Origin of the sequence: Bradyrhizobium prioriisuperbiae (assembly GCF_032397745.1) — a bacterium.
Classification (GTDB): Bacteria; Pseudomonadota; Alphaproteobacteria; order Rhizobiales; family Xanthobacteraceae; genus Bradyrhizobium_A; species Bradyrhizobium_A prioriisuperbiae.
Map to the genome: position 1 here is coordinate 2,765,423 of NZ_CP135921.1, position 25,140 is coordinate 2,790,562.

General features: G+C 60.5%; 21 protein-coding genes and 1 pseudogene. 8 read left to right on the forward strand and 14 right to left on the reverse strand.

Annotated elements, in window-relative coordinates:
* Positions 1–142: 142 nt before the first annotated feature.
* The gene (locus tag RS897_RS13040) at positions 143–307 is read right to left on the reverse strand and encodes a hypothetical protein (RefSeq protein WP_315836949.1); all 165 of its coding nucleotides are present in this window, start codon (positions 305–307) and stop codon (positions 143–145) included.
* A 39-nt stretch (positions 308–346) separates the two neighbouring features.
* Positions 347–682: a hypothetical protein gene (locus RS897_RS13045; protein ID WP_315836950.1), complete on the reverse strand. Its 336-nt coding sequence runs from the start codon at positions 680–682 to the stop codon at positions 347–349.
* 6 nt (positions 683–688) lie between these two features.
* On the opposite strand from RS897_RS13045, the gene RS897_RS13050 reads away from it, so the two are divergent.
* Both RS897_RS13050 and RS897_RS13055 read left to right on the forward strand, forming a co-directional pair.
* Positions 689–2,155 (forward strand): class I SAM-dependent methyltransferase, encoded by a 1,467-nt coding sequence (locus RS897_RS13050; protein ID WP_315836951.1) that lies wholly within the window; start codon positions 689–691, stop codon positions 2,153–2,155.
* Between the two features lie 557 nt (positions 2,156–2,712).
* Positions 2,713–4,248: a porin gene (locus RS897_RS13055; RefSeq protein WP_315836952.1), complete on the forward strand. Its 1,536-nt coding sequence runs from the start codon at positions 2,713–2,715 to the stop codon at positions 4,246–4,248.
* Between the two features lie 585 nt (positions 4,249–4,833).
* Here RS897_RS13055 and RS897_RS13060 read toward each other — a convergent pair.
* Both RS897_RS13060 and RS897_RS13065 read right to left on the reverse strand, forming a co-directional pair.
* Positions 4,834–6,288 carry an amidase gene (locus RS897_RS13060; protein WP_315836953.1) on the reverse strand — a complete coding sequence of 485 codons (1,455 nt, stop codon included), beginning with the start codon at positions 6,286–6,288 and terminating at the stop codon, positions 4,834–4,836.
* 423 nt (positions 6,289–6,711) lie between these two features.
* Complete coding sequence (locus tag RS897_RS13065) at positions 6,712–7,617, reverse strand: AraC family transcriptional regulator (RefSeq protein WP_315836954.1); 906 nt, start codon at positions 7,615–7,617, stop codon at positions 6,712–6,714.
* Positions 7,618–8,507: 890 nt separating this feature from the next.
* Between RS897_RS13065 and RS897_RS13070 the strand changes: the two genes are divergently transcribed.
* On the forward strand, positions 8,508–9,842 hold the full coding sequence (locus RS897_RS13070) for an MFS transporter (protein WP_315836955.1): 1,335 nt from the start codon (positions 8,508–8,510) through the stop codon (positions 9,840–9,842).
* A gap of 137 nt (positions 9,843–9,979) precedes the next feature.
* Complete coding sequence (locus tag RS897_RS13075; RefSeq protein WP_315836956.1) at positions 9,980–10,180, forward strand: hypothetical protein; 201 nt, start codon at positions 9,980–9,982, stop codon at positions 10,178–10,180.
* Between the two features lie 591 nt (positions 10,181–10,771).
* Here RS897_RS13075 and RS897_RS13080 read toward each other — a convergent pair.
* Complete coding sequence (locus tag RS897_RS13080; protein ID WP_315836957.1) at positions 10,772–12,184, reverse strand: glycoside hydrolase family 1 protein; 1,413 nt, start codon at positions 12,182–12,184, stop codon at positions 10,772–10,774.
* An 879-nt stretch (positions 12,185–13,063) separates the two neighbouring features.
* On the opposite strand from RS897_RS13080, the gene RS897_RS13085 reads away from it, so the two are divergent.
* Positions 13,064–13,978, forward strand: coding sequence for a helix-turn-helix domain-containing protein (locus RS897_RS13085; protein WP_315836958.1), 915 nt, complete (start codon positions 13,064–13,066; stop codon positions 13,976–13,978).
* Positions 13,979–14,227: 249 nt separating this feature from the next.
* Here RS897_RS13085 and RS897_RS13090 read toward each other — a convergent pair.
* The 5 genes and pseudogenes from RS897_RS13090 to RS897_RS13110 all read right to left on the reverse strand — a co-directional run.
* Positions 14,228–14,428 (reverse strand): annotated as a pseudogene (locus RS897_RS13090) (JAB domain-containing protein); the annotation flags it as partial.
* A gap of 29 nt (positions 14,429–14,457) precedes the next feature.
* On the reverse strand, positions 14,458–15,819 hold the full coding sequence (locus tag RS897_RS13095; RefSeq protein WP_315836959.1) for a tetratricopeptide repeat protein: 1,362 nt from the start codon (positions 15,817–15,819) through the stop codon (positions 14,458–14,460).
* A gap of 101 nt (positions 15,820–15,920) precedes the next feature.
* Positions 15,921–16,640, reverse strand: coding sequence for a RadC family protein (gene radC, locus RS897_RS13100; protein WP_315836960.1), 720 nt, complete (start codon positions 16,638–16,640; stop codon positions 15,921–15,923).
* A 116-nt stretch (positions 16,641–16,756) separates the two neighbouring features.
* Positions 16,757–17,290 (reverse strand): isochorismatase family protein, encoded by a 534-nt coding sequence (locus tag RS897_RS13105; protein ID WP_315836961.1) that lies wholly within the window; start codon positions 17,288–17,290, stop codon positions 16,757–16,759.
* Between the two features lie 3 nt (positions 17,291–17,293).
* Positions 17,294–17,917, reverse strand: a complete 624-nt coding sequence (locus tag RS897_RS13110) for a TetR/AcrR family transcriptional regulator (protein ID WP_315836962.1) — start codon at positions 17,915–17,917, stop codon at positions 17,294–17,296.
* A gap of 104 nt (positions 17,918–18,021) precedes the next feature.
* On the opposite strand from RS897_RS13110, the gene RS897_RS13115 reads away from it, so the two are divergent.
* On the forward strand, positions 18,022–19,572 hold the full coding sequence (locus RS897_RS13115) for a 4-hydroxyphenylacetate 3-hydroxylase family protein (protein ID WP_315836963.1): 1,551 nt from the start codon (positions 18,022–18,024) through the stop codon (positions 19,570–19,572).
* A 21-nt stretch (positions 19,573–19,593) separates the two neighbouring features.
* On the opposite strand, the gene RS897_RS13120 is transcribed toward RS897_RS13115, so the two are convergent.
* Entirely contained in the window at positions 19,594–21,261 is a 1,668-nt protein-coding gene (locus RS897_RS13120; protein ID WP_315836964.1) for a GMC family oxidoreductase, read from the reverse strand.
* A 208-nt stretch (positions 21,262–21,469) separates the two neighbouring features.
* The gene (locus RS897_RS13125; protein ID WP_315836965.1) at positions 21,470–22,357 is read right to left on the reverse strand and encodes a helix-turn-helix transcriptional regulator; all 888 of its coding nucleotides are present in this window, start codon (positions 22,355–22,357) and stop codon (positions 21,470–21,472) included.
* Between the two features lie 97 nt (positions 22,358–22,454).
* Here RS897_RS13125 and RS897_RS13130 point away from each other — a divergent pair, with 97 nt between their 5' ends.
* Positions 22,455–22,844 (forward strand): VOC family protein, encoded by a 390-nt coding sequence (locus RS897_RS13130; protein WP_315836966.1) that lies wholly within the window; start codon positions 22,455–22,457, stop codon positions 22,842–22,844.
* Between the two features lie 130 nt (positions 22,845–22,974).
* Here RS897_RS13130 and RS897_RS13135 read toward each other — a convergent pair whose 3' ends face one another.
* Positions 22,975–23,718 (reverse strand): SDR family NAD(P)-dependent oxidoreductase, encoded by a 744-nt coding sequence (locus tag RS897_RS13135; RefSeq protein ID WP_315836967.1) that lies wholly within the window; start codon positions 23,716–23,718, stop codon positions 22,975–22,977.
* A gap of 117 nt (positions 23,719–23,835) precedes the next feature.
* Here RS897_RS13135 and RS897_RS13140 point away from each other — a divergent pair, with 117 nt between their 5' ends.
* Positions 23,836–24,447 (forward strand): TetR/AcrR family transcriptional regulator, encoded by a 612-nt coding sequence (locus tag RS897_RS13140; protein WP_315836968.1) that lies wholly within the window; start codon positions 23,836–23,838, stop codon positions 24,445–24,447.
* Here RS897_RS13140 and RS897_RS13145 read toward each other — a convergent pair whose 3' ends face one another.
* The gene (locus tag RS897_RS13145) at positions 24,448–25,110 is read right to left on the reverse strand and encodes a TetR/AcrR family transcriptional regulator (protein WP_315836969.1); all 663 of its coding nucleotides are present in this window, start codon (positions 25,108–25,110) and stop codon (positions 24,448–24,450) included.
* Between the last annotated feature and the right edge of the window lie 30 nt (positions 25,111–25,140).

Genomic DNA, 25,140 nt, shown 5'->3' on the forward strand with positions numbered 1-25,140 from the left:
TGCATCAAGTGAACCGATCATCGGTGCTTTGTGTGAAACCTGATTTACGCCGGCGCGGGATGCAAGGGGGCAATCCGACCAGCGTCGTCTGAGTTTCTCTCGTTGCCTGATTGATTGCGCCTGATTCTCGATGTGGCGGCGTTTAATGGGCGATCAGCCCTGTCACGTCCTCGCTCATGTGGGTCAGATGTCGATTGAAACTGCCGCTGCTATCACGCGGGTCTTCGGCCCGTGTCAAATTGTCCAGTGGAATGCGCGTGACGCCAGTCTGCTGCAGGAATTGCTCCTGATGGGATGCGATGCCCATGCGGTCGGTCAGGGCTCATTCGATCATCCCCGCTGGATTTCACGCCAGGGTGGGGTGGCTGTTCCGGACAAACCTGTCGCTGTCGTCGAGGTTGTCGCCGATCAGGACACGATCTTCTTGATCGATACCCTTGCAACGTCCGATCATCTCCAAAACCTCTTTCTCATCGGTCCCGGCTTTTCCGGCATCCGCAAACCGCTTGAAGACCAGCTGTTCGCGCGGGGATGGCGCCGCCATCCGGCCGCGCTCCATGTCTCCGACTATGAGAGAATGCGCGACGATGCGCTGCCGCGTTATGCCATTTACCAGCGCGTCCCCGCGCCGGCCGCCTCCCGGTGGCCTGTCGCGGATTTGCTCAGAGAGCGCAATCTGCATATGGACATGCTGCGCGAGAGCGGACCGCGGGCCGATGCCCATGTCGCTCGTTATGCGCTCGCCGCTTCGCTTGTCCGGTCCGGCGACATCGTTCTCGATTGCGCGTGCGGGCTCGGTTATGGCTCGGCCGTGATCGCCGCGACGACGCAAGCTTCGAAAGTCATCGGCGTTGATGTCGATGCCGGAACGGTGGCCTATGCGGCTGCGAATTACGGCGAACAAAACCTGCGCTTCGAAGTTGGAGACGCGTCCGCCCTTGTCCATATCCCGGATGCCTCCGTCGACTGCATCGTTTCGATGGAAACGATTGAGCATGTCGAGGACTGGAAAGCCGTGGCAAGGGAATTCGCCAGGGTCCTGAAGCCCGACGGGCGCCTGATTGCCAGCGTTCCGGACAGATGGATGGACGAGACCGGACACGACCCCAATCCCCACCACCACCATGTCTTCGACTGGAACAAACTGCGTGAAGGGCTGGCCGAGGATTTTGTTCTCGAAGCCCGCTATGTGCAGGCCGCGCCCGGCGGCTTCAAATGGCCGCAGACGCCGCGCCAGCTCAAGCGCATCCCTCTCGACAGCGATGTCGAAGGCGAATGGATATTGGTCGTGGCATCGGCCAACCCCTTTGCGAGGGCTGAAGACCTGCGCGCGTCATTCCGCCATCCCGCGTTCGCCGATGCCCTGTCCGTCAGTGGCGCGGCGGTTGTTGATTTCGGCGCCTATTACGACAATCCATGGCTGTACCGGACCCTGGTCCAGGTTGGCGAGCGCTTCAGCGACAACGCGGTGCTGGGCCGGCTGGCGCACTGGGTTGCCGAACATGCGCGCCCGGGATCGGCGGATCAGGGCGCCGCGCTGTGCGTCACGGGCTATCGCGTTCTCGAACATCGCCAGGCCGCGGACACCAGCGACCTGATCCGGCGCATCGAGAGCTACTGCCAGGCCACGGAGGATACGACGAACCCGCATGTGCGGCGATGGCGCATCTCGCTGGCGTTTCTGGCGGGGCGCCTGTGCGAATTGTCCGGCGCGCCGGATGACGCGCTCATATGGTTCTCGCTGGCGGCCCGGCTGGACTGGCGATCGTTCTCTCCCATCCTCGCCACCAAGACCATTGCGGCATCTTTTCATGCGGCCCGCATCGCGCTGGCGTGCAATGACGAGGCCGGAGCGCTGTCGTTCTTCCAGACCGGTTTCAACACCGCGCTTGAAGCCGCGCGCGGCAATCCCGGTGATTTTGCCGGCTCGATTGAATCACCTATTCCTTTCGGGCTCACCGAGCTTGGCGAAGTTTTGGACATGGGCAGCCAGTGTGCGGTCGCCATCGCCGCCCTTCCGCTCTGGCGGCGCGCGCCTAGCGCATTCTGGTCCCGGGTGAACGCGAAGCGCTTCGGGCTTTTGTCCTGGAACCAGGCGATCGAGCAGGAGAATGCGTCGCTTCGTCAGCAGTTGCAGAAAGCAGGCTCCCGATAGGACGGCGCCGCCGAATGTCCGGAAGCGTGCGATGGCGACGCATCTGTCGTTACATCAGTTTCATCCCCTTCAGGCTCGTATGCCCGTTCTTGCCGACATCGGTCGCAGGTCCAGTTGATAACCTGCGGCCGATAACGGCTGAATGAAAAAGTCCTATCGATGGTCGCGATCGTCGTCGCGGTTGTCGTGATCGTGTCGCGCCAGCGAGCAGATATGGCGCGAGCAAACCGACGTTGGATCTGAGAGCAAGGTATGCTTGATCGCGCCCGGTGCGCGACCTGCCGAAATACGCACCCGACCTCAATCCAATCGAACGGCCTTTCGGCAAATTCAAGGCGTTCTCCGCAAGGTCGCGACGCGAACTGTTTCGGGCCTCACGCGAGCAATTCGCTCATTCGTCTCACAACTCGGTCCGCCGCTCCTGCACTGCGTCATGAATAATCGTCGGATTTTTGGCGGAAAATCTGCAAACTCACTGCATTTCTTTCAAGCGCGCGCACTTCCCCCAAAACTAGAAATACGTGTGCGTTTTATGACGAACCTTGGGGGACATCGTGATGAGACTATCAGGTTTACGGAAAGCCTTACTCGGCGCATCTGCAAGTATCGTAGCGTTAACTACTGTCCAGGCAGCCGACCTTCCTGCTAAGGCAAAACCCATCGAGTACGTAAAAATCTGCTCACTGTACGGCACGGGCTTCTATTACATTCCAGGCACCGAGACCTGCATCCGGATCGCCGGCATCGTGCGCATCGATACTGCGATCCATGGAGGCATCTACGACACTCCGTATTGGCAAGGCGGAGCAACTGGTGCGGGTCAGTACAACAAAGACTACTTTCAGACGCGCTCGCGCTTGAACCTGTTCCTCGACACGCGCACCGCCACCGATTATGGCGTTGTTCGCGCCGTGGGCGGGCTGGCGTTCGACTGGACGCGCGGCCGTGAAAATATCGCAGGCGGCTACGTTGAAAGCGACTATCTCTTCGTTCAGTTCGCTGGTTTCACCATTGGTAAGGCTGTCTCACAGTTCGATCCGCAGTGGGCGCTAGCAAAACCCTACATTGCCTCCGGCTTTCTTGCCGGCTCGAACAATGCGACCGGCATAAACCAGTTGGCCTATACGGCGTCGTTCGGCAGCGGTGCCTCGGCGACGATTTCCCTTGAAGACGGAGTGCCATATCGATCGGCGGGTGTGGTCAATACATCGCAACCGTTCTTGGGGCCTTTTGGAGTCAACATCTCTGGTTATCTTCTCGCCCCGACCTATGGAACCGTCGCTAATACCTTTGTCGGCAATGCTCAAACCGGGGATCACGTCCCAGATATCGTTGGTAACCTGCGGTTCGACCAAGCGTGGGGCACGGCGCATGTCGCGGTTGCAGCCCATGAGGTGCACGGAACCTACTATACGCCATCGAACAGCGACACAGGGCATCCAAGCTCGACTTGGGGCTACGCGGTTAGCGGCGCGTTTGAACTGAAGAACCTCCCAACGGGCGTCGGCGACAGCTTGAAAGTGGAAGCGACTTTCGCCAACGGCGCACCCAAATATGTGTTCGGCGGAGCTTGGGATGCTTATGGCGCCGGCCGATTTGCTGTCGCAAACGGCGGCACCATGGCATTCGGTTATATTCTTGACGGTGTGTATTCGGGTACCAGTTCTCTGAACGGAAGCGGGATTTCGAAGACCGACTCTTGGGACGTGAGCGCGTTCTATGAACATTATTGGACTCCTCAATGGCGCACCTCGGTCTTTGCGTCCTACAGCCACATTGCTTACGGTTCGGCCGGCAATGCGGCGCTGTTGGTTGCCTTCAATGGACCTGTCGTCACGGCAAACAGCATTGCACCGGGTAGCAAGCTCTCCGGCAATTTTGACCTCAATGTCGCTCAGATCGGCACGCGGACAGCGTGGAGCCCGGTCAAGGATCTGACCCTGGCAGCAGAGTTCTACTACACTCGGATGGATCAGAACTTTACGGGCACAATCAATGTGGTCGGTGTCCCCGGCTACGCAGGCGCATCGCCGTTTGTGCTCAGGGATCAGAATCTTTACAATGGTGGATTTCAGGTCCAGCGAAGTTTCTGAGCCAGCAAGGAAGAACCTCGCTCCACCTCCACGATGGTCATCCGCAATGCCCTGCGGAGGACCATCTTTTTTTGACGTCAGCATCAAGCTGGTCCAGCAGCGATCGCTTCGTCACTCGGCTCGCGGTTCCCTGAACTGAAGATGAGGTTCGCCGCTTTCAGCACTGGCCCGGTGCCACTGTGGGCGTTACGCATTGAAGAGAGTCCGCCCTGCCGACATGGGCCGCGACGGTGGTTGCCTTTGAGACATTGGGCACTGATCGGGATTGGCGAGCACAGCGCCCACACGACGCGCTATGATTCAGCGCAGATTTTTGACAATGGCAGCGACATCTCTCCACCTCGTATGAAAATCCCTCGCCGGACAGGAGGCCACCCTCACAACGAACCTGTGTTTCGTTTTACGCGCAGAGGTAAAGTGCTCGCCTGGTACCGTTAGGCCCGCCGCCGGCTGGGTGGACAGCCCGCGGAGCCGGAGTACCTGCTCTCTGCTTACGTGTTGCGATCCGTTGAGTTACAAGCTTTTTGCGCTATGGCTAGGCGTGCTCGCCGCAGGCATAGGCAATCGCCACAAGCGCGATTTCCGTCATGCACAAACCGGAGGGCGTCGGTGTTTCCAGGGCCGCTCCGCCTCAAGCTGTGCGGCAAGACGAAACAATGTCGCTTCGTCGCCAAAGCGGGCCGCAAACATCATACCGAGTGGGAGTCCCTCGGCAGACCATCCAAGCGGCACCGACATCGCCGGCTGACCTGAAATGTTGAACATACTCGTGCCAGGGCAGAGTCGACGCATCATGCCTCGAACGGCCATCAGATCTCGCTCATTTGCCATCGTGTTGAGCTCGCCGATCCGCAGTGGCGGCGAACAAAGCGTCGGCGAGAGAAATACGTCACACGTCGTGAAGAAAGATGCCAAGCTTCGTGTGATCTGGAATGCGCCGGCCTGGGCCGAGAGGTAATCAGCCGCCGTGACTCGCTGGGCGCCTCCAGCGATTCCAAGAGTCATGCGCTCAAAATCGTGTTCAGTCACCGCTCGCCGCCACTGTCGCTCGGCGAGTCGAACGGTGAATGCCACGCTCGCGCCGACAATAACTGTCATTATCTCTGTCGGGTCGACTGGAAGAACCGGGGCACGCTCCACCACATCATGTCCTAGGCGTTCCAAAAGCGTAGCAACGTCCCGCACTGCGGTGGAAATATCCGGATCAATCTCCTCCCCGTACGGAGATCGATCGGTAAAGGCGACGCGCAGCCGACCCGGCTCGCGCCGAATTTCCTGCAAATACGGCCGCTCCACCGGCGGCGCGACGTACGGGCTGGTCGGCTCCGGCCCCTCAATCGCATCCAGCATGGCTGCACTGTCGCGGACACTGATGCTGACGACATGGCCGCACGAAAATCCACCCCACCCTTCTCCTCGATCTGGGCCCGCGGGCGTCCGCGCCCGTGTCGGCTTTAGCCCGAAGATCCCGCAAGCGGCGGCGGGAATGCGAATTGAGCCGCCTCCATCGGTGGCATGAGCCACGGGCAGTATTCTTGCCGCGACAGCTGCGGCTGCGCCACCAGATGAGCCGCCGGACGAGCGGGACAAGTCCCATGGATTTCGCGTTGGGCCGAACAACCGCGTCTCTGTCGTGGGAACGATGCCTAGTTCGGGTGTCGCCGTCTTGCCGAAAATCACCACACCACTGTCACGAAAGCGCTTCACGAGCGTGCTATCGTGATCAACGATATTGTTCTGCAAAAGGCTCGCTCCAAACGTTGTGCGCGTGCCGGCAAGAAAGTCGATATCTTTCAGCAGAAAGGGAACTCCGCAAAACGGCCCATTTGGGTAACCCGTCTGGAGTTGTTGGCGCGCATAATCATAGTGCTTAATCACCACGGCATTGATTTGCGGATCGATGCTCTCGGTACGACGAAGCGCTTCATTCAAAACTTCCTCGGCGCTGACTTGCCTGCTGCGAATCAGCTCTGCGAGCCCAAGTCCATCAAACTGGCCATACTCATGGAGTCCCGGCCCATCAACCAAGCTGTTTGTCATGCCGGCGCGCACCCTCTCTATTTCCTGGTATCCACCGTTGCGATGCAATGATGCACGTGTGGCGGTCAAAACTATTGTAACGACGCCGCTGGCGCGCCAAACGGTCGAACATTGTTCTTGTGCCTTACCTTGTCCGCCCTAAGCGATCACATTCCTAATGGCATTCAGCGCATTCGGCAGATCGCTACACTCTCTGTTGAGCATCCAACTTCCCGCGGCAGGCGGCGGATACCGCTCCCTGATGTGTCCAGCATTATCAAGTATGACTATGTGGCGACGGATCGGATTGAACGAACGCCAAGCTACTTGGACGAACACAAAAAAATCGAGACAAGTTGGGCAGATCACTACGATAACGACGGCGCACTCGCTTGTCTGTAACGCGAGGCCCTCAATATTCCGCCTTATGTGCGAAAACCAAAGTCAATTGCGGGCCTTAGGCTGGGCCCGCAGCTTCCTCTGCCGGCCAGGCCTATTCCCTGCCTTCGCGCCGAATTCGCTCGGCGTCAGGCCATAGGTCCGTTTAAACAGCCGTGTCAAATGACTGTTGTCGGCAAAACCTGCTTCGGATGCAACGGCTGTAATGTCTAATGTGGAGTTGGCTAGCAAGCGGCGGGCCAGGGAAAGTCGTTGTGCGATGACGTACTGAGCTGGCGTTAAGGCGAACGTCGTACGAAACGCGGGTATCAGCTTCGTAACGGACAGGTTAACAACAGCGGCAAGGTCTTCGAGAGTGATCCGGTGTCTCAGGTTTTCCTGGATATAGTCAACCAACGAGGCTGACATCTGCGCATTCAGCCGCGAGCCGCGCGCTGAGGGCAATACTGCCGAGGGGTCGCCATAGCCATGGCCGAGATGCAGGCAAACGGCACGACTGAGGGTGTGCCCCATCATTTCGGATAGATCGTCGTTTGAAGAAAGAAGTGTTCGCATATAATCGATGATATGATTCAAGAAGGAGTCTTGATAGTAAAACTTCGGTACCAAAGATTGAATGGGCTGCGCCTGCCCTAAATGATCCGCCATTGTCTCAGCATCAATCGATAGGCTTGCAACAAGGATGCGACCATTCCCTCGCCATTCGCTAGCGCATCGCTTGCCTGCAGGCACAAGCAGAGTCTGCCCCAGGTTCGGACCGACTTGGATCGTCCCATTCAAACGGGTTTTTAGAAAAGAAACTTCTGACTCCAGAATCGTGCTGACGCAATGATCGTTCGTCTCACGGGTGACCAGCCGGCCACCATGAACGACTGAAGCAATGAGCGTTAGCTCCACACCTGACCATTTTCGCGAAATGCATCGCGTGCTTTCCGTGAGCCGCGGATCCATTGTGATCCACCCGGTCCGCGTACCGACGTCCTCTTTAGAGCTTGATGCCGTGAGTCTACCTGCAGACGACATATCGGCATTCCTCGGTACCTGCCCGCGCAGAGCTCTCTCCATTCCGGAAAACTGAACCTATCAGGGCGCCTCGTTTGCGGCAGCCATCCCAACGGGAGCGTCTGTTCAGGCTGTAACCGCAACCGGCAAAACGGCACCCCACAAGCTAACTCCGGCATCACGCGACCTGTCAACTGGCCTTGGATCGTTCCCCGCCGATCGCGGATCTGTTGATTGTCCAAGCTATCAACGAATTATCCAATCCCGCTCTTCTGGAAACTTCTACAAGCCCAACACATGGAAGCTCCGCGGGCGACAGAACAGGCAATGCTACCCGACACAGATGCATCGCTGATCACCGCTGAAAGGCTTTTTGACGTCCGCGGCAAAGAGTGCCCAGCATCGACGGGTGCTCCATCGCGGCTTGCTCATGCACTGGGCGACAACAGATGAAAGAAGATCCGCTTGCAGCGTTCGTCTGCGACAGCGCTTGCAGCGCGCCACAAAGGCTATGTTTGAAGCCACAGCGTGTGAACGATCACTACCGGACCTTTTCCGAAAAGCAGTCGCATTGGCTTCATGCGAATTCATCGCAAAATGTTCAATCCAGATTCCAGATTGGTCTCCATACCGACGACGTCATTACAGGCTTCATCAATTGATCGCCCACAGCACAGGCGCGGCGACCAGGCTGATGCAACCAAGCCAACCCTGCCGCGAAGGCGCGCGAGGGTCGCAGTGCTCGTTCGCTGCAGACACTCCGTCCATTCCCGGCAATCTATTTCCTTCAATGCCCACGAATATGACGACGGCGCGGCATCATCACGAGGTGGCAACGAATGCTTTTGAATATCGAGTACAAGACAATGTCGCCACATGCGGTTGCAGCGGACGATGCTCTGTTCGCCAAAATCAGCTGGCGCCTCATGCCTCTGCTGTTGACATGCTATCTGGTTGCCAATCTCGACCGGGGAAACGTCGGATTTGCGCAACTTCAAATGAAGCAATCATTGCCATTTGGTGATGCCGCATATGCGTTCGGCGCGGGAGTTTTTTTCATAGGATACCTTCTGTTCGAGGTGCCCAGCAACCTGATGTTGGAGCGATTCGGCGTTCGGAAGACGTTTCTCCGTATTATGACGACCTGGGGCATCGTCGCTGCCGCCATGATGTTTGTTCAGACCACAACTCAGTTTTTTGTACTTCGGTTTCTGCTCGGCGCATTGGAGGCGGGATTCTTTCCGGGTGTCATTCTGTACCTTACTTACTGGTATCCCGCCGCACGACGCGGGAAAATCATCGCACTGTTCATGGCCGCCTCGGTGGTCGGCGCTCTCGTTTCTGGGCCACTCTCGGGTGGCATCATGAAATATCTCGACGGAGCTGCTGGTTATCGCGGTTGGCAGTGGCTGTTTTTGCTGGAGGGCCTCCCGGCGACAGTCCTTGGCGTCATGGCCTTTCTATACCTTCATGATGGCCCTGCCAAAGCGCGCTGGCTAACCCCGGCCGAGAGAGTCGTGCTGGCGCATTGCTTGACGACCGACGAGTATGCGGTAGCGAAGGCCTCGCATGGATCGATAAAGGAATTGCTCCGAGACAAGCGCATCTATCTTCTCTCGATCGCATGGTGTCTGTTCCTTGGGGCAACCTCTGCGATACTGTTCTGGTCTCCGACCCTCGTCCAGAGCTGGGGTGTCAAGGACGTGTTTATGATCGGGGTGCTCGGCGTTATCCCGGGCCTCGCTGGCATCGTCGGTATGTTGCTGATCGGACGCAGCTCCGATCGGTTACATGACCGACGCTGGCACTATTTTTCTTGCACCGCAATTGCAGCCGTCGGAATTGCCGCGACCGCGCTAACTCTTGAAAACCTGTTCTTGTCAATGATAGCGCTCACCGTCGCAACGGTTGGGACGTCGGCGGCATCACCGTTGTTTTTTGCCGCACTGAGCGAGTACATCCCGAAGAAGACCGCGGCGGCTGGGGTTGCGCTTGTCAACAGCCTGGGCCACCTCGGTCCGGCGTTCGGCCCTCTCGTCATCACCTGGATCAACGATAGTACGGACAGCCCTGTCTATAGCTTGTGCTGTTTGTCATTCATCGTTCTCGTTTCAGGCTGTTTGTTGCTCGCGGTGATACGGCCTGCAGGAAGGAGCCGGCTGCGTCCTGCCTGAACCCTCCACGAGTCAACCGCGGTTTAGGCCTCGCCTTGGAGGAAATCATGCCGATTTGAATGACGATTGCGGCGTTCCAAGTATCTTTTTTTGTAAAAACGAACCCTCTCAAATGTGAGCGCACCTGGTAGGAAAACATGACGGAGACTGATTTTTCTTTCTTTCGGTATCATCTCGATCAAGCATTGAAGTGCCTTGAGGAGAAGACCGATGATATCAACAGAGAGTTCAGGCAGGCGCTGAGTCTGCTGATTGAAGCCGCGAAGAAAGTTGAGTCTTCACCGTCCACGAGAGATACGAATGTGCTTCCGTTTCCGCACGGCCAATGGAGCAAATGATCTGGTGCGATGCCGATGGCGCGGTCCATGCCGGTCTCATCCAATTCGCAGCTTTTGGGTGGCCTGGTTGATAGGCCGTGAATGAACGACTGATCGCACGCGCTATTTACGATGTTCGTTGTGATGGAGATGCCCAGGCCCCAATGCTGCTCGACCTTGGAGCCTGGGGAACGGCTTCTGGACTCGCGCGGAGCCGGAGGATTATCGCTGGCGTGCCGCCCAACTCGGCGCCAGCAGCAGGCTCCATTATCGCGACGTGCCGGCGAACGGATTCGTGCGGCGCATCTAAACCCGCAACAGGAGGGACGTTGAGGAAAACGCATGATAAGACCCGCACGACCGATGAGGTCGGGCTCTGAAGAGTGCCGCCGCCACTGGCAGGCTTATCGAGATTTGCCGTCAAATCGATGAGAGATCCCGTTATCAACGGACCGGCGGGAGACAACAGCTTGATACCGGAACGGCGGCGATGCCGCCGTCGCCGTCCTTACCGACACCGGCTTCAATTTCATGCTACGGCTCCGCCTGCGGATGTCTGGGCAGCCCGAGCGTGGACACGCGGCGGCATCCAAAGAGTGGATTCCGGTTTAATCAGGTCACGGCGTTATGTCTTATGCAGTTGGCGTAGTAGGCGAGGCTGCGTTTTGGCGTACGCTTCTGGCTGATCATATCGACATGGATCAGGCCGAACTTCTTTGTAAATCCCTTCCCCCACTCCCAGTTGTCTGTGGCAGACCAATAGAACAACCCCTTCAAGCGGGCTCCTTGTTTCTGGGCGGCGTGCGCGGCGCTGAGATAGCTGGCAAGATATCCAATGCGCTCGCGATCTTCGACCACGCCATCGAGCGGCGGCGGATCGTCAAGGGCAAAACCCGTCTCGGTCACAAAGAGGTCCGGCGCGTCGTAGTCGTCGTGTAACCTCATCAAGACTTCGATCAAGCCGTCCGGCTCGACGTGAAAATACGCAGTTCGCGGCAGGTTTGCCGGCGGCTCACCCCTTGTCACACCGAAAGCGGTGCCGGCCGCCCTTGCATAGATACGCGTATAATAATTTACGCCCAAAAAGTCGGGCTTGGTCGCGATGACTGCCAAGTCGCCACCCTGAACAAAAGACGACAGCATCGGGGTGAGGCTGGACGGATACCCCTTGCCATACAGGGGATCGAGAAACGCTTTGTTCCACATCGTATCGAGCAGCCGCGCCGCTGCCTCGTTTTCAACCCGATCTCCCTCCGGGCGCACAGGAGCCACATTAATGGTTGTGCCAATCCGGCGGCCTGCCGGCAATGCCGCACGCATGGCCTGCAATGCGAGACCTTGACCGAGATTTTGGTGATGTATCGCGGCAAACACGGCCTTGGCGGAACGCAGTCCCGGCGCGTGCACACCGGTTCCATAGCCCTGCAACGCGACACTGTTCGGTTCGTTGAGCACGATCCAGTTGTGCACACGATCACCAAGTTTGCCGGCGACGATCGCCGCATAATCTGCCAGGTGTTGAGCGATCTCGCGGTTGCGAAAATCTCCTGCCCACACAGGCACGTCCCAATGAAAAATAGTGGGCCACGGCGCAATGCCACGCTCCAGCATGGCGTCGACCAAACGATCATAAAAGGCGAGTCCTGCGACGTTCGGCGTTCCGGGCCCGTCCGGCTGTATCCGCGGCCAGGAGATCGAGAAGCGGAACGCCTTGATCCCGGCATCGGCGAGTAGCGCAAGATCGTCGGGATATCGTTGGTCGAACTCGGTGCAGAGAGAGTTGGTCGAGCCGTCTTCAATGGCGCCAGCCGTATCGGCGAACGTGTCCCAATTGCTGCGACCGCGGCCAGCTCGACTCTCGGTTTGGGGAGCTGATGCTGCAACCCCCCAGACGAAACCATCCGAAAAACGCGCGAGGTTCTTGTCCGCGAAAGCCGGCATACTCGGCAAAGCCACCGTAAGGCCAAGGGCTTGCAACATTATCCGCCGGTTGCACAGCGGCGTGTTCGACGTGTTCAGTGACATATGTGTCTCTCGTGAAATGTTAGCGTCCGATCAACGGGGAGCTGGTGTTTCGAGAACGGGTGGATCAAACGCCTCTCAATGCTGTGGCTCACATGATCGTTTTGGCTGCCGCAACGATCGGCAATCTGGTTTCATCGCCAAGCCTGATATTGCCGAGGGATCAGCGTAGGATCGGTTCAGGATCGTGTCTTGAATGATCTCTTGCAAATTTGAACGAGTGGACGAGCTGTCGCGCCACTAAGCCGAAAATCAATCGGTGCGAAATCGCCAGACGCCACGTCGGTCACGCAACTTCGTATACTCGGGTACGACAAACATTGGTTCTGGTGCGCAACCCCGAGCGCGTTTCTTCTCGATCGATGGTTGCGACCCAGAACGTTGAAGGCTGGTGACGGCGCGGTGTGTGTCAGCGCATGCCGCCACCACCGTGGATATGGCTGCGTGTTGTCTTGCCGAAGGCATCGCGCCAAAGATGCCCGATGTCTATTCGTGCCGCAGCACTGCAGTCAGTCCGCAGACCTCGGACATGTTCGTGGCCTTCTGAGAAACAGCCAGATGATATCACGCACGGACAGCTGCTCCCTGCATCGTGACGGCATGCGTTTGTATGTTTTGGCGACGATCAAGCGACTATATACGCCGCTCGGGCGAGGTCGGATGTATCAAACGCGTTGCCTCTTCCAATCGCACCAACGGAGGCGACGTTCAGGATCGATGTAAATCGGCTAACTGCTTTCAGCCCGCACGTTCGAATTGAATGAAATGTCGCTGATTTGTACAAAATTCAGAAACACGGAAGATTTGGAGTTCGGCCCTATCTGGATTATTTTTGGCATCGGAGGCAGACCGATCCACATGAGCTAGATACGGAGTGATCAGTTGAACGATCCGTTCCCGCTGAGTCCGGACATTCGAATTTCCGAGCAATTGCGAATTGACGCAACGACCGCCAAGACCGCTAGATTTCGGACGCGCACTTGGGCGGGCGTGGAGCTTGGGCTGGCGGACGCCTATGTTTGCAGGCAGGCCGCCTGGGCGTGGGAGTCCGAGCAGCATCATATGAGAGTTATTTTTTCAACCAGTTCCGTTCGCTTTAATATCAAGCAACTCGGCAATGTCGAAAAAATTTCGGTCGCGCCGGGGCGGACTTACTTCACGCCAGCTCGGTGTTGCTGTGTCACGGAAACGCGCGGAACGGGACATCTGGCGGGTGCCGGACTTAACGTCCATCCCTCGGCCATCGCCGACGTGATTGGGATTCCTCGCAGCGATATCGATTTGCGGCCTAAGCACCAGTATTCGGATCCCTTTGTTTGGCAGGCCGCTCTACAACTGCGGGCCCTGCTCGATGACACCGATGACCTGTCCGAGATGCTCGGACAAACCTTAGCGCAGGCGATATGCCTTCATCTGTACCGCGAATACAGCCGGCCTGGTGCCTCGCTCAAGTCCAGCCGAGGGCCTGGCCTTTCAATTCACCTCGCCTCAAAACTGACCGACTATATCAACGAGTCTTTGAGTGAGCGCATTTCGCTGAGTGAGATGGCCAGTCTCCTCGGAATGACGCCGAGCAGCTTGATCCAGTCGTTCCGATCAACTTTCGGGGTCACGCCAGCCCAGTACATTATTGATAAGCGCCTTGAACGTGCGACCGAGCTTCTGACAACGACAGACATGGGGATCTCCCACGTGGCCGCCGAGGTGGGATTCTGCGACAATAGCCATCTTACCAGATACTTTAAGCGCAGACACAATATGGCCCCTTCCGAATTGCGGAAACACCGTCGCGCATAGGCTGCGATCGAAACTGAACGGCAGCGCGCACCAACGCAACGATTGCGCCACGATGAAATCTGGACACATCGACCTCATCGAGGTTCTCGACCGGTTCGCCGCTGATTTAGCCACGACTGGACTCGTTCGCGCTACCGGTGAGCGATGATCGCCGCAGGCAGGAAAACCGGTTTTCATGGCGGCTTCATTGTGTCGCCATGACACGCCTCATGATAATCCGTTGCCGGCGCGCTCGTGGTCGCTCCAGCACTAGATCAGCCGTATCCCCTTCAGGCTCGCGTGCCCGTTCTTGCCGACGATGATGTGGTCGTGCACCGTAGTGCCGGGCGGGGCGGCGATCTCGACGACCGCCTTAGTCATCGTGATGTCAGCCAGCGGCGGCGTCCGATCGCCGGAGGGATGGTTGTGCACCGGGATCAGCGTGTTCGTGGAGAACCCCAGCGCGCGTTTGGCCGCGATTTTTCCGAGCAGGAATGCCGCTAATTGTCCGTCAAGAGAGCAAACCGGCGTCTGTCGATCCGCTCGCGCGCCAGCTGCCCCGCTGCTGCGCAAAGATCGGGCGCATAGAGCTGGCAAGCTCCTCGCTTTTCGAGTCCCCTGTCGATCAGGTCCAGAAGTCGTGCAGGTGCGATGTCGGGCGGTGCGGCAATGCGACCGGTGACGACGTGTTTTTCCATTGTCTCATGATCGGCGTGATCGAAATCGGGGTCGCGCCAGCAATTGGCGCACATGATCTTGAGGTTCTCGGTGTGCGAATAGATAACGGCGTCCCCGTCCAATTCCGCGCTCAGATCGACCAGTTGCCGTGCGGTCTCTTGGGTGCCCGCGAAAGCAAAGAACTGGTAATTCCGGCGCAGCAGCGTTGCCAAATGCGGGAAGACCGGCACCTGCTGTTCCCCGTAGGTGTGGTGCGTAATCGGGGCGCCGTCCATGAGGATGACATCGCCATAGTCGACGCCGAGATTGCGGTACAGTACGCTGCGAATAACGCCATGGCACGGGCTTAACCGTTCGATCCATACCGTTTCCTCCTCCCCTGGATCATCGGAGTCCGCCGTCCGCTCAGCAAGGGGCCGCTCGGCAAGCCTCACCTTGCAGGCCGAATACCCACCTTCCGGTAGCCCGAACCGTCCAGGCTCGATCTTCTGTCCCATCCGCTTCCATACGTCCAAAGCGATCTCGGCGTCCCCTGCGCCCGTGGCGCAGATTCCAAGATTCCACTCGGTGCTGTCGATAACCTCCTGCGCCAGGCTTGCGGCAGCCCGGCCTGCCACTGTGCCTTCCGCAAATCTGCCCCGCGTCTTGTAGAAAAGGCCCAAATTGTATTGATGCGCGCTGTTCGATGGATCGATTTCGGTCAGTTTCCGGAGACTGTTCTCGGCGATTGCATCCATCTGGCGCGCCATCATTCGCGCCGATGTGGCGAGCCCGCGCAGTATCTGCTCCTGTTCAGGCCGCCCCTCATGGAGCTTGGCCAGGCGGTCCAGCTTCGCGACCATCGTCTGAAATATTGGGTGTCCCGGCGGTGGCGCGTTCAGGTCATCGATGTCGCGGACGGCTTCGAGGCACAGGCCAAGTGTTGAGAGGATGCCGATGTTGCCATCGTGGGCATCGGCGATCTCGGAAAGAACGTCGGCCGCCTCTTCCCTTGCGAGACTTTGTTCGTCGATGATCCATAACAATGCCATCGCTGCCTCCGGTTGGTGGGGCTGGGCCTTTCGAAATGGTTGGATCTTCTGCCATGCCACCTGCTTGCGGCCCGCCTGTCCTTCTGCAACGACGTCACGTGTAATCGCGTCGATTTCATCGGACGTGAGAACCGTGCTGGGACCATTCGACATGATCGTCTCCGTGAAGGCGCTTCGTTGGGCAAGGCTTCGTTGGGAAAAAGGCTTCGTTGGGCAGAGTGATGGTTGTGTTGTCGCGTCTCAATGGAACGGGACTACATCAGCCGCAGCCCCTTCAAACTCGCATGCCCGTTCCTGCCGACGATGATGTGGTCGTGCACCGTGATGCCCAGCGGCTCGGCGATCGCGACGATTGCCTTGGTCATCGTGATGTCGGCCTGCGATGGCGTCGGATCGCCGGAGGGGTGGTTGTGCACCAGGATCACGGCGGTGGCTGAAAGCTCCAATGCGCGCTTGACCACTTCGCGCGGATACACCGGGGTGTGGTCGATGGTGCCGACCTGCTGTAGCTCATCGGTGATCAGCTGGTTGCGCTTGTCGAGGAACAGGATGCGGAACTGCTCCTTGTCGGCGAACGCCATGGCGGTGCGGCAGTAATCGACCACGTCGGTCCATGACGACAGCGCCGTGCGCTTCTTGAGCTGCCCCTTGGCGATGCGGCTGGCGGTGGCGGCGATCAATTGAATTTCCACAATCACCGCGTCGCCGACGCCGGTGATCTCCCGCAGCCGTGCCGGCGGGGCGTGCACGGCCTCGGCGAACGAGCCGAACTTTTCCAAAATCTTCTTTGCCAGCGGCTTGACGTCGCGGCGCGGCAGCGCGCGAAACAGCACCATTTCCATCAGCTCATAATCGCTCAGCGCGTCGGCGCCGGCGCTGCGGAAACGATCGCGCAGCCGCTCGCGATGGCCGTGGTAATGCGGCGTTTCTGCCGGTTCGTTGGGCTGGGATGGGTCGTCAGGCTCTGCGGACATCGGTCGGCACGGCGGAAGCTCCCGGGAACCTCAACCATGCCCGGCCGGAGGACATTTGCAAGACGCAAAATCGCCCGGGATCACCCATCGGGCGGCAACACGGCCGTGGATCGCGGCTACTTGATCAGCGCGATCGCCTCGCGGAAGCGCGGGTGCTCGGCGGTCTCCAGCCATTCGAACACCACCATCTCGGTGGTGACGATGTCGGCGCCGTGCCGCTGCATGCGGTGGATGGCGGTCTCCTTGTCCTCGGGAAAACGCGACCCGAGCGCGTCGCGCACGACGTAGACTTTCCGTTTGGCGTCGAGCAGACCGAGCACGGTCTGTTGCACGCAGACATGGGCTTCGCATCCGGCGACAACGATGTGTTTGTCCACCGGGAGTGCGGCCAGAAAACCGGGTTCGCGGACGCCGTCGAACGTCATTTTGTGCAGTAGCCGGCCCTTGCTGGTCGGCAGCTCATCGACCGTGGAGCCGAGTCCCCTGGCGTTCTGCTCGCTGAAGACGATGGGAATGCCGACAAGGGCCGCCATGTCGATCAACTGCCTGGCTTTCTTGACCACAGCCGCGCCCTGATGGATCGCCGGCATCAGGCGGGACTGAAAATCGACGATCAGCAGCAGCGACGTTTTCGGGTCGATGGTCAGCATGTCTTAGTCCTCCGTCAGGTGCCGGACTTTCTCGCGAACATAGGCATCCATCAAATCGGGGGCCGATGCGCCGAACATCCGGATGCGTCCGGTGTGCAGCAGCAGGAGCAGGCCGGTGGCGTGCGCGAAGCAGTCCACCATCAGCATGTTGGCTTTCTGCCGTGTCGCTCCCAGGGCTTCGGCCGCCTCCGCGATCGGGCGCAGCGCGGCCTCGAGCGCCGCGTTCATTTCCTCGTCGCGGGCATGTCCCAGTCCGGCCGGCTTCATGCCGCCACGAAACAGATAGAAGCCGAGATCGAGGTCGCGCGGGTTCGCGGCATAATAACCGAAGAACGCCATCGCGGCGGCCTGAAGTTTCTGTTTGGGACCGCGCGTCTTGGCGACGGCGTCGTCGACGGTTTGGCCGAGCGACACCAGCGACCCCCGCAGAACCTCCGCGTAGATCGCCTCCTTGGACTCAAAATGAAAATACAGCGCCGCGGGCGTATAGCCGGCACGGGTCGCAATCGCGCGCAGGCTCGCGCCTTCGAGGCCTTCCGCGGCGAACACCTCGCGCGCCGCATCGAGAATCAGGTCCCGCTTGTGCCCGCTGACCGACTCTTTTCGGCTCTCCCGCTTCTGCCTCATCCGCCCCAAGCCTTACGCCCCAGGCCCCGATTCCATTCTTGACAGGAATTCCGGAAAATCTAACATCGTTAAAATAATTGAACAATAAAAATCGAGGAAACGCCATGCTGATGACGGCCGCCGATTACAGGGAATCCCTGCGCGCCTACAAGCCGCGGGTGTTCATCAATGGCAGCGCGATCGACAGCGTCGCGGACGAGCCGTTACTCGCGCCCGGCATCGCGGGCGTCGGCGTCACCTACGACTTCGCCCATCGCAAGGAGCATGTGCCGATCATGACGGCGCGTCAGGGCACATCCGGCAAGACCGTCAACCGCATGCTGCACATCAATGAAACCTCCCAGGATCTGCTCTCCAAGCTCGAAGCTGTGCGGCTGGTGTGCCGGACCTCCGGATGCGCCCAGCGTTACCTGACCCACGACGCGTTCAATGGGATCTTCCAGGCAACGAAACTGACCGACGACCGCCACGGCACCGACTACAGCCAGCGGTTCCTCGCTTACATGCACGACGTGCAGGATCGCGATTTGACGCTGGGTGTGGCGATGACCGATGCGAAGGGTGATCGCTCGAAGCGACCGGGCAAGCAGGCCAACCCGGATGTCTATGTGCACATCACCGAGCGCAGGCCCGATGGCATCGTGATCCGCGGCACCAAGGCGATTGTCACCGGCGCGCCTTACATGCACGAATTCCTGGTGATGCCGTGCCGGACCCATGTGCCGGAGGATGCGGATTTCGCCGTGTGCTGCGCCGTCCCATGCGATGCGCCCGGCGTTACCATCATCGCGCGCCCGGCGGGCCGGCCCGGCGAGGCGGCCGCCAAGTTCTCGGCCAAATACGGCCAGTCCGTTGGCGTCGTGATGTTTGACGACGTGTTCGTCCCTCACGACCGGGTCTTCCTGGCCGGCGAGACTGAGGAGGGCGGCTTTCTCACCACGTCATACGCGACCCACCACCGGCACTCCTGCATCGGGGCGCGGGCGGGTTTCGGCGATCTTTTGATTGGCGCCGGCGCGCTGATGATCGAGGCCAATGGCCTGGACGTCGAACGCCATGGCCACATTCGCGAGGCGATGGTCGAACTCATCACCATCACCGAAAGCTTTTATGCCTGCGGCGTCGCGTCATCGGTGTATTGCACCAAAGATCCCGCGGGGTCGGTGATGCCGGATGCGGTGTTCTCCAACATCGGCAAGCTGCTGCTCGCCACCAAGATCTACGACATGCACCGCGTGGCGCATTATGTGTCGGGTGGTCTCATCGTGGCTCTCCCCGGTCCCGAGGAGGATCACAATCCGGACACCGCCGCCTCGCTCGCCGCGGTGATGGGCGGCCGGCCGGACATTCCAGCCGAGCAGCGTGCGGAGGTCGCGCGTTTCATCGAGGATCTCACCGTGTCCCATCAGGCGGGATGGTACTCGGTGATTTCGCTGCACGGCGGCGGCTCGCCGGAGGCGATGAAGCGCGAGATCTGGCGCAATTATCCGGTGATGGAGAAGGCCGAACTGGTGGAAGGCCTGCTCGACCGCGGGATTCTCGACGAAGGGCGCCGGGTCTCCAAACAGCCGGGCCGCTGCTGTGCCAGCGGATGCGAAGTGCCGGAGCCGCTTGCAGGGAAGGCTCAGCCGCAGCTCGAGGGCGCGGCCGAGTAGCTCCCGGCGTTGTGTTCGAGATCAGGCCCGCGCCATCGATGGCGCCGGCTGTCGGGCCTGTGCCGCATCCTCCAAAATCATCTGCGACGCCTTCTCGGCGATCATGATGATAACGGCATTGGTATTGCCCGACACCAGATCCGGCATGATCGAGCCGTCGATCACGCGCAGGCCGTCGAGGCCGCGCACGTTCAGGCGCTGATCGACCACCGCAAGCGGATCGTTGCCCATGCGGCAGGTCGATGTCGGGTGATAGATGGTGCTGCCGCGCCGGCGGCAGTGGGCGAGCAGATCCTCGTCGCTGACGATAGCTGTGCCGGGATCGACCTCCTCGATCACGAACGGCTTGAGTGCCGGCGCATGCAGAATGCGCCGCAGGATCTTGAGACCTTCCACATTGGCGGTGCGGTCGGTTTCTGTCGCCAGATAATTGATCCGGATTTCCGGCGGGGCCGCGGGATCGGCGCTTTTGATGCGCAGCGTGCCCCGGCTTTCCGGCCGCAACTGGCACACCGAGGCGCTGAAGCCGGAAAACGCATGCAGCTTCTCGCCCATCTTGTCGGTGCTGAACGGCAGGAAGTGGATCTGGATATCCGGCGTGGCCAGCCTGGGGCTGGTCTTGAAAAATGCCCCGGCCGTTCCCGCGGCGATGGTCAGCGGTCCCTTGCGCAGGGTCGCATACTGCACGCCGGCCCAGAGCTTGCGGGCGGGGCTGGCGACAATGTCGTTCAGGGTGATCGGCTGCGCGCAGCGCATCACCATGCGCACCTGCATGTGGTCCTGCAGATCGTGGCCTACGCCGGGCGCATCCAGCACCACATCGATGCCGTGCTGCCGCAGCAGGTCGGCGGGGCCGACGCCGGACAGCTGCAGCAGTTGCGGCGAATTGTACGCGCCGCTGCAGACCAGCACCTCCTTGCGCGCGCGGGCGGTACGCACCGTGTCGCCTTGCTTGTAGCTGACACCAGCGGCGCGGCGTCCCTCGAACAGGATGCGCTGCGCCAGTGCGGAGGTCTCGACGCGCAGGTTGCCGCGCTGCTGGGCCGGACGCAGATAGGCCACCGCCGTGCTGGCCCGTCGCCCGCGCCGGGTCGTGGTCTGGAAAAAGCCAGCGCCCTCCTGCGTTGCGCCATTGAAATCGGGATTTGTCGGGATGCCGTTCTCCGCGGCCGCGTCGACGAAGGCCTGCGACAGCGGATCGGGATGGCGCCAGTCCGACACCGCAAGGGGTCCGCCCGCGCCGTGGAATTCGTCGGCGCCGCGCTGCTGGTCCTCGGCCTTCTTGAAGTAGGGCAGCACGTCGTCGAAGCCCCAGCCGACATTGCCGCGCTGGCGCCAGCGGTCATAGTCCTCGTGCTGCCCGCGCACATACAACAAGCCGTTGATCGAGCTGGAGCCGCCGAGCACCTTGCCGCGCGGCTGGAACACCACGCGCCCATCCAGCCCCGGTTCGGGCTCGGTCTGGTACATCCAGTTGACGCTCGTATCTTTGAACAGCTTGCCGTAGCCGAGCGGCACATGGATCCAGATATTGCTGTCCTTTGGGCCGGCTTCGAGCAGCAGCACCGAATGCTTGCCCGATGCGCTCAGGCGGTTCGCGAGCACGCAGCCGGCCGATCCCGCGCCGACAATGATGTAGTCGAAGGTCGAGTCGTCAGAATGAAACGTATCCGATGATCTGCTGTTCATGCGTCCTCAAGTGAAACGGTGTCCGATGCTCGACATCGACGTGGGGGGCGATTGATCAGCGGATGTTTGAACCGGCGGGATGGACAGCGTAGTGCATCGTTTCGGTGCGATCCAGTTGAGGCGGCATGTCGCTGGGGAGATGAGATATGCAATTCGACGTGCGCGCATCCTGTCTCGTTACGGCGCATGTCTCTCGCATCCGCAACATTCAGACTCCGCGCCGCGCCGCCGCGCGTTTGACTGATGCTTTCACAGGCAAAGGGGCTGCGAGAAGCTTGGCCAGTCCCGCCCGGCTGGCGTTGTCCGCCGGCGTATAGACCGAGAGGGTGAAATCCCCGTCGCGGCCGCCGGGACGCAGCGTCGCAAAGTCGAAACGCATCTTGCCGGCGCGCGGATGTCGCACGCTCTTTTGCCAGATCGGTGGTTCGGCGAGTTCGCGATCGTTCCAGCAGGCCGCGAACTCCGGGCTGATGGATTGCAACTGGACGATCATTGCCACCAGCACCGGATCGTCCGCCATCGCCACGGTCGCGAGCCTGAATTGCGCGACGGCGGATCGCGCCACGATGGCCCAGTCGACAAACCGTTCGCGCCACAGCGGATCGAGAAACAGCCGCGCGATCAGGCTGCCGCCCCAATCGTCAGCCGGATCGAACGGGCCGAGCAGGCGGCGTGCCGGATCGTTGCTGGCCACCACCTGCGCATAACGGTTGACGATATAAGCGGGATGCGGCGCCAGGCCCTCCAGAACGGCCAGCAGATTGGCCGACGGCATCTCCTGTTTGGCCAGACGGGGACGCCAGTCGAGATCGGGCCGGGCGAGCTGGAACAGGTAGGTCTGCTCCGGTGTGCTCAGCCGCAGCGCCTTGCCCAGCGCGCGCAGCGCATGGGGCGAGGCCTTCACGTCGCGCCCTTGTTCGAGCCAGACATACCAGGTGGTGCTGATCCCCGCGGCGTCGGCGATCTCCTCGCGGCGCAGCCCCGCGGTGCGCCGGCGGCCGCCGGCGGCGATGCCGAAGTCCGCAGCGTTCAGGCGGGTGCGCCTGTCGCGCAGAAAACGGGCGAGTTCGTCGCGTCGGTTCGGAGCGGTCCGCATGCGGGCACCAGATATACCAGGATAAGATGTTATCTTGTACCATCTTATCCGCCCCCTTTATCTCCACGGATCATTGAATCATGTGGAGACGCCGTCCATGAGCGCGCTGAGCCAGATCAGGCAGATCGACTACACTGTGGTGTTCGCCCGCGACATGGACGCGATGCGGCGCTTTTACGAGATGGTGATGGAATTCCCGCTGCAGCGGACGCTCGGTGACAACTGGATCGAGTATCGCGTCGGGGCGACCACGCTGGCGCTCACCCGCCACGGCGTGTTGTTCAATGATGCGCCGCCGGCGGCAGGCGCGTTGTCCTTGCAACTGGCCTTTCGCGTTGCCCCCGATCAGGTATCGGCCTGCGCGGCGTCGCTGGAGAGCAAGGGTGTCGCACCGGTGCTGCCGCTGACCGACCAGCCCTGGGGCCATCGCACGGTGTTCTTCCGCGATCCCGACGGCAATGTGCTGGAGATCTTTGCCGAGATCTGACGTGGCTCGATCGAGTCCGGGCCACAGGTGCGAACGCAACGGCCTTGATTTCCACCAGGCCGGCGTCCGGAGGGGTGTTGATGTCGCGGCATCCGGGCGGCGCTGCGTGGCCGCCCTAAGAGCGAACCGCTCACGCGTTGGCGCCGCCGTCGACGAGAAGGCCTGCGCCGTTGATGGAGCGCGCTTCCGGGCTGGCCACGAAGGCCACCAGCGCCGCGAGATCTTCCGGTTTGCCGTAACGGGGAATCGCCATCCGCGCTCTCTGCGCTTCGGCCTGTTCGCCGGCCGCCGGATTCATGTCGGTGTTGGTGGAGCCGGGATGCACGATGTTGACGGTGATGCCGCGCGGGCCGAGATCGCGCGCCAGGCCCTGGGTCCAGGCAATCAAGGCCGACTTGCTCATGGAATAGAGGCTCATGCCGGCGTCGGGCACGCGTGTCGCGAGGTTGCTGCCGATCGAAATGATGCGGCCGCCTTCGCCCATGTGAGCTGCGGCGGCCTGCGAGGCCAGCACCACCGCGCGCACGTTCACCGCAAGCGTTGCGTCGATGTCTTCAAGGGTGATGGTCTCGAGCGCACCGCCGCCACGGAAGATGCCAGCATTGTTGATGAGGATGTCGAGGCCGCCCAATTCCTTGGCGGCCCGGTCGACCGCGGCCTTCACCGCGGCGGGATCGGCGCTGTTCGCCTTGATGGCGAAACCGCGACGTCCCAGCTTTTCGATGTCGCTCACCACGGCCTGGGCTTTCTCGGCCGAGTTTTCATAGGTGATGGCGACGTCGGCGCCGTCGGCGGCTAAACGTTTGGCGATGGCGGCGCCAATGCCGCGGCTGGCGCCGGTAACCAATGCTTTCTTGCCCTGCAAAACGTTCATGATGGGTTCCTTTCGCCGTTGATGGCTATTTATGTATCGTTCGACACAGAAATAGGCGGCTTGCGGAAGGGCGTCAAGTAAATTATTTAATGATCGACACAGATATCGGGTGGACAGATGGCGGAACGTGGCCGGCCCAGGACTTTCGACAAGGACGCAGCGCTCCAGCGCGCGATGGAAGTGTTCTGGATCAAGGGCTATGAGGGCGCCTCGATGACCGATCTCACCTCGGCCATGGGGATCGCATCGCCGAGTCTTTACGCGGCGTTCGGCAGCAAGGAAGAGCTGTTCCGCCAGGCGGTGCAGCACTACAGCGCCACCGAGGGCCTGGAAATCTGGGGCAGCGTCACCGAGGCGAAGACCGCCTACGAAGCTGTGGAAGGCTACCTGATGCAAACCGCGCGGGTGTTCACGCGGCGAAACAAGCCGCCGGGATGCCTGGTCGTGCTGTCGGGGCTGCATCCCACCGAACACTCCGAGACCGTACGGCGCGAACTGCTCGGCCTGCGCACGCAGAGCATCGAAGGCTTGCGGCAACGTTTGCAGCAGGGTGTGGCCGCCGGCGAGATTTCGCCACAGGCCGATCTGATGGCGATCGCGCGATACTACGTCACCGTGCAGCAGGGCATGTCGATCCAGGCCCGCGACGGCGCAACGCGCCAGCAGCTGGAGCATGTCGCGCGCGCCGCGCTTGCGGCGTGGACGCCGCTCACCAGCGCGCAAGCGTGATCAGGGCTGCGCCAATTCGCGCAGGGTCATGCGTTTGTAGGCCTCCACCAGCGCGTCGCCTTCCGCGCGATCGACCGAGATCGCCAGCCGCATGGTGGCTTCGCCCAGTTGCCAGATCAGCAATGCACTGGCGGCGATCTTCTCCGGCGCGACGCCCGGATGAAGCCGCGTCATGATCTTGGTGAGCAGCACTGCGCAGGCCCGGCTTTCCTCGAGTTCAAGCGCCCTCAGTTGTTTGTCGGCTTGCGTGGCCGACCAGATGTCGCGCATCACCGGCTCGGCGAGAAAGATCGCGTAATACTGATCGACCAGCCCCGCGAAGGCGGCGAGGAAGCCGTCGAGATCGCGGACACCGGCCAGCGCCTGTTCGATGCATTGCCGGCTCGCCGCACTGATGCGCTCCGCCAGCGCCCGGATGATCGCGCTCTTGTCCGGAAAGTATTGATAGAGCGAGCCGATCGAGATCTTCGCCATCTCGGCGACTTCGCCCATCTTGATCGCATCGCTGCCTTTGGCCGCGATCAGCTCTGAGGCAACCCCCAGAATCCGCTCGAGTCGATCCCGGCTGCGCTGCTGCGCCAGCGTCCGGTGACGGAAGGCCGCGCCGCTGGTCGCCTCGTCGGCCGGATCAGGGGCCGTGCTGGTTGGCGCCACTTTAGCCATGGGATTCCCCGCTTGACTTTCAAAACATGA

What these genes read in the sequence shown, in the direction of transcription:
- RS897_RS13040 (WP_315836949.1), bottom strand. Translation starts at nt 307, where the DNA reads ATGGGCATCGCATCCCATCAGGAGCAATTCCTGCAGCAGACTGGCGTC.
- RS897_RS13045 (WP_315836950.1), bottom strand. Translation starts at nt 682, where the DNA reads ATGCAGATTGCGCTCTCTGAGCAAATCCGCGACAGGCCACCGGGAGGC.
- RS897_RS13050 (WP_315836951.1), top strand. Translation starts at nt 689, where the DNA reads ATGCTGCGCGAGAGCGGACCGCGGGCCGATGCCCATGTCGCTCGTTAT.
- RS897_RS13055 (WP_315836952.1), top strand. Translation starts at nt 2,713, where the DNA reads ATGAGACTATCAGGTTTACGGAAAGCCTTACTCGGCGCATCTGCAAGT.
- RS897_RS13060 (WP_315836953.1), bottom strand. Translation starts at nt 6,288, where the DNA reads ATGACAAACAGCTTGGTTGATGGGCCGGGACTCCATGAGTATGGCCAG.
- RS897_RS13065 (WP_315836954.1), bottom strand. Translation starts at nt 7,617, where the DNA reads ATGGATCCGCGGCTCACGGAAAGCACGCGATGCATTTCGCGAAAATGG.
- RS897_RS13070 (WP_315836955.1), top strand. Translation starts at nt 8,508, where the DNA reads ATGCTTTTGAATATCGAGTACAAGACAATGTCGCCACATGCGGTTGCA.
- RS897_RS13075 (WP_315836956.1), top strand. Translation starts at nt 9,980, where the DNA reads ATGACGGAGACTGATTTTTCTTTCTTTCGGTATCATCTCGATCAAGCA.
- RS897_RS13080 (WP_315836957.1), bottom strand. Translation starts at nt 12,184, where the DNA reads ATGTCACTGAACACGTCGAACACGCCGCTGTGCAACCGGCGGATAATG.
- RS897_RS13095 (WP_315836959.1), bottom strand. Translation starts at nt 15,819, where the DNA reads ATGTCGAATGGTCCCAGCACGGTTCTCACGTCCGATGAAATCGACGCG.
- radC (WP_315836960.1), bottom strand. Translation starts at nt 16,640, where the DNA reads ATGTCCGCAGAGCCTGACGACCCATCCCAGCCCAACGAACCGGCAGAA.
- RS897_RS13105 (WP_315836961.1), bottom strand. Translation starts at nt 17,290, where the DNA reads ATGCTGACCATCGACCCGAAAACGTCGCTGCTGCTGATCGTCGATTTT.
- RS897_RS13110 (WP_315836962.1), bottom strand. Translation starts at nt 17,917, where the DNA reads ATGAGGCAGAAGCGGGAGAGCCGAAAAGAGTCGGTCAGCGGGCACAAG.
- RS897_RS13115 (WP_315836963.1), top strand. Translation starts at nt 18,022, where the DNA reads ATGCTGATGACGGCCGCCGATTACAGGGAATCCCTGCGCGCCTACAAG.
- RS897_RS13120 (WP_315836964.1), bottom strand. Translation starts at nt 21,261, where the DNA reads ATGAACAGCAGATCATCGGATACGTTTCATTCTGACGACTCGACCTTC.
- RS897_RS13125 (WP_315836965.1), bottom strand. Translation starts at nt 22,357, where the DNA reads ATGCGGACCGCTCCGAACCGACGCGACGAACTCGCCCGTTTTCTGCGC.
- RS897_RS13130 (WP_315836966.1), top strand. Translation starts at nt 22,455, where the DNA reads ATGAGCGCGCTGAGCCAGATCAGGCAGATCGACTACACTGTGGTGTTC.
- RS897_RS13135 (WP_315836967.1), bottom strand. Translation starts at nt 23,718, where the DNA reads ATGAACGTTTTGCAGGGCAAGAAAGCATTGGTTACCGGCGCCAGCCGC.
- RS897_RS13140 (WP_315836968.1), top strand. Translation starts at nt 23,836, where the DNA reads ATGGCGGAACGTGGCCGGCCCAGGACTTTCGACAAGGACGCAGCGCTC.
- RS897_RS13145 (WP_315836969.1), bottom strand. Translation starts at nt 25,110, where the DNA reads ATGGCTAAAGTGGCGCCAACCAGCACGGCCCCTGATCCGGCCGACGAG.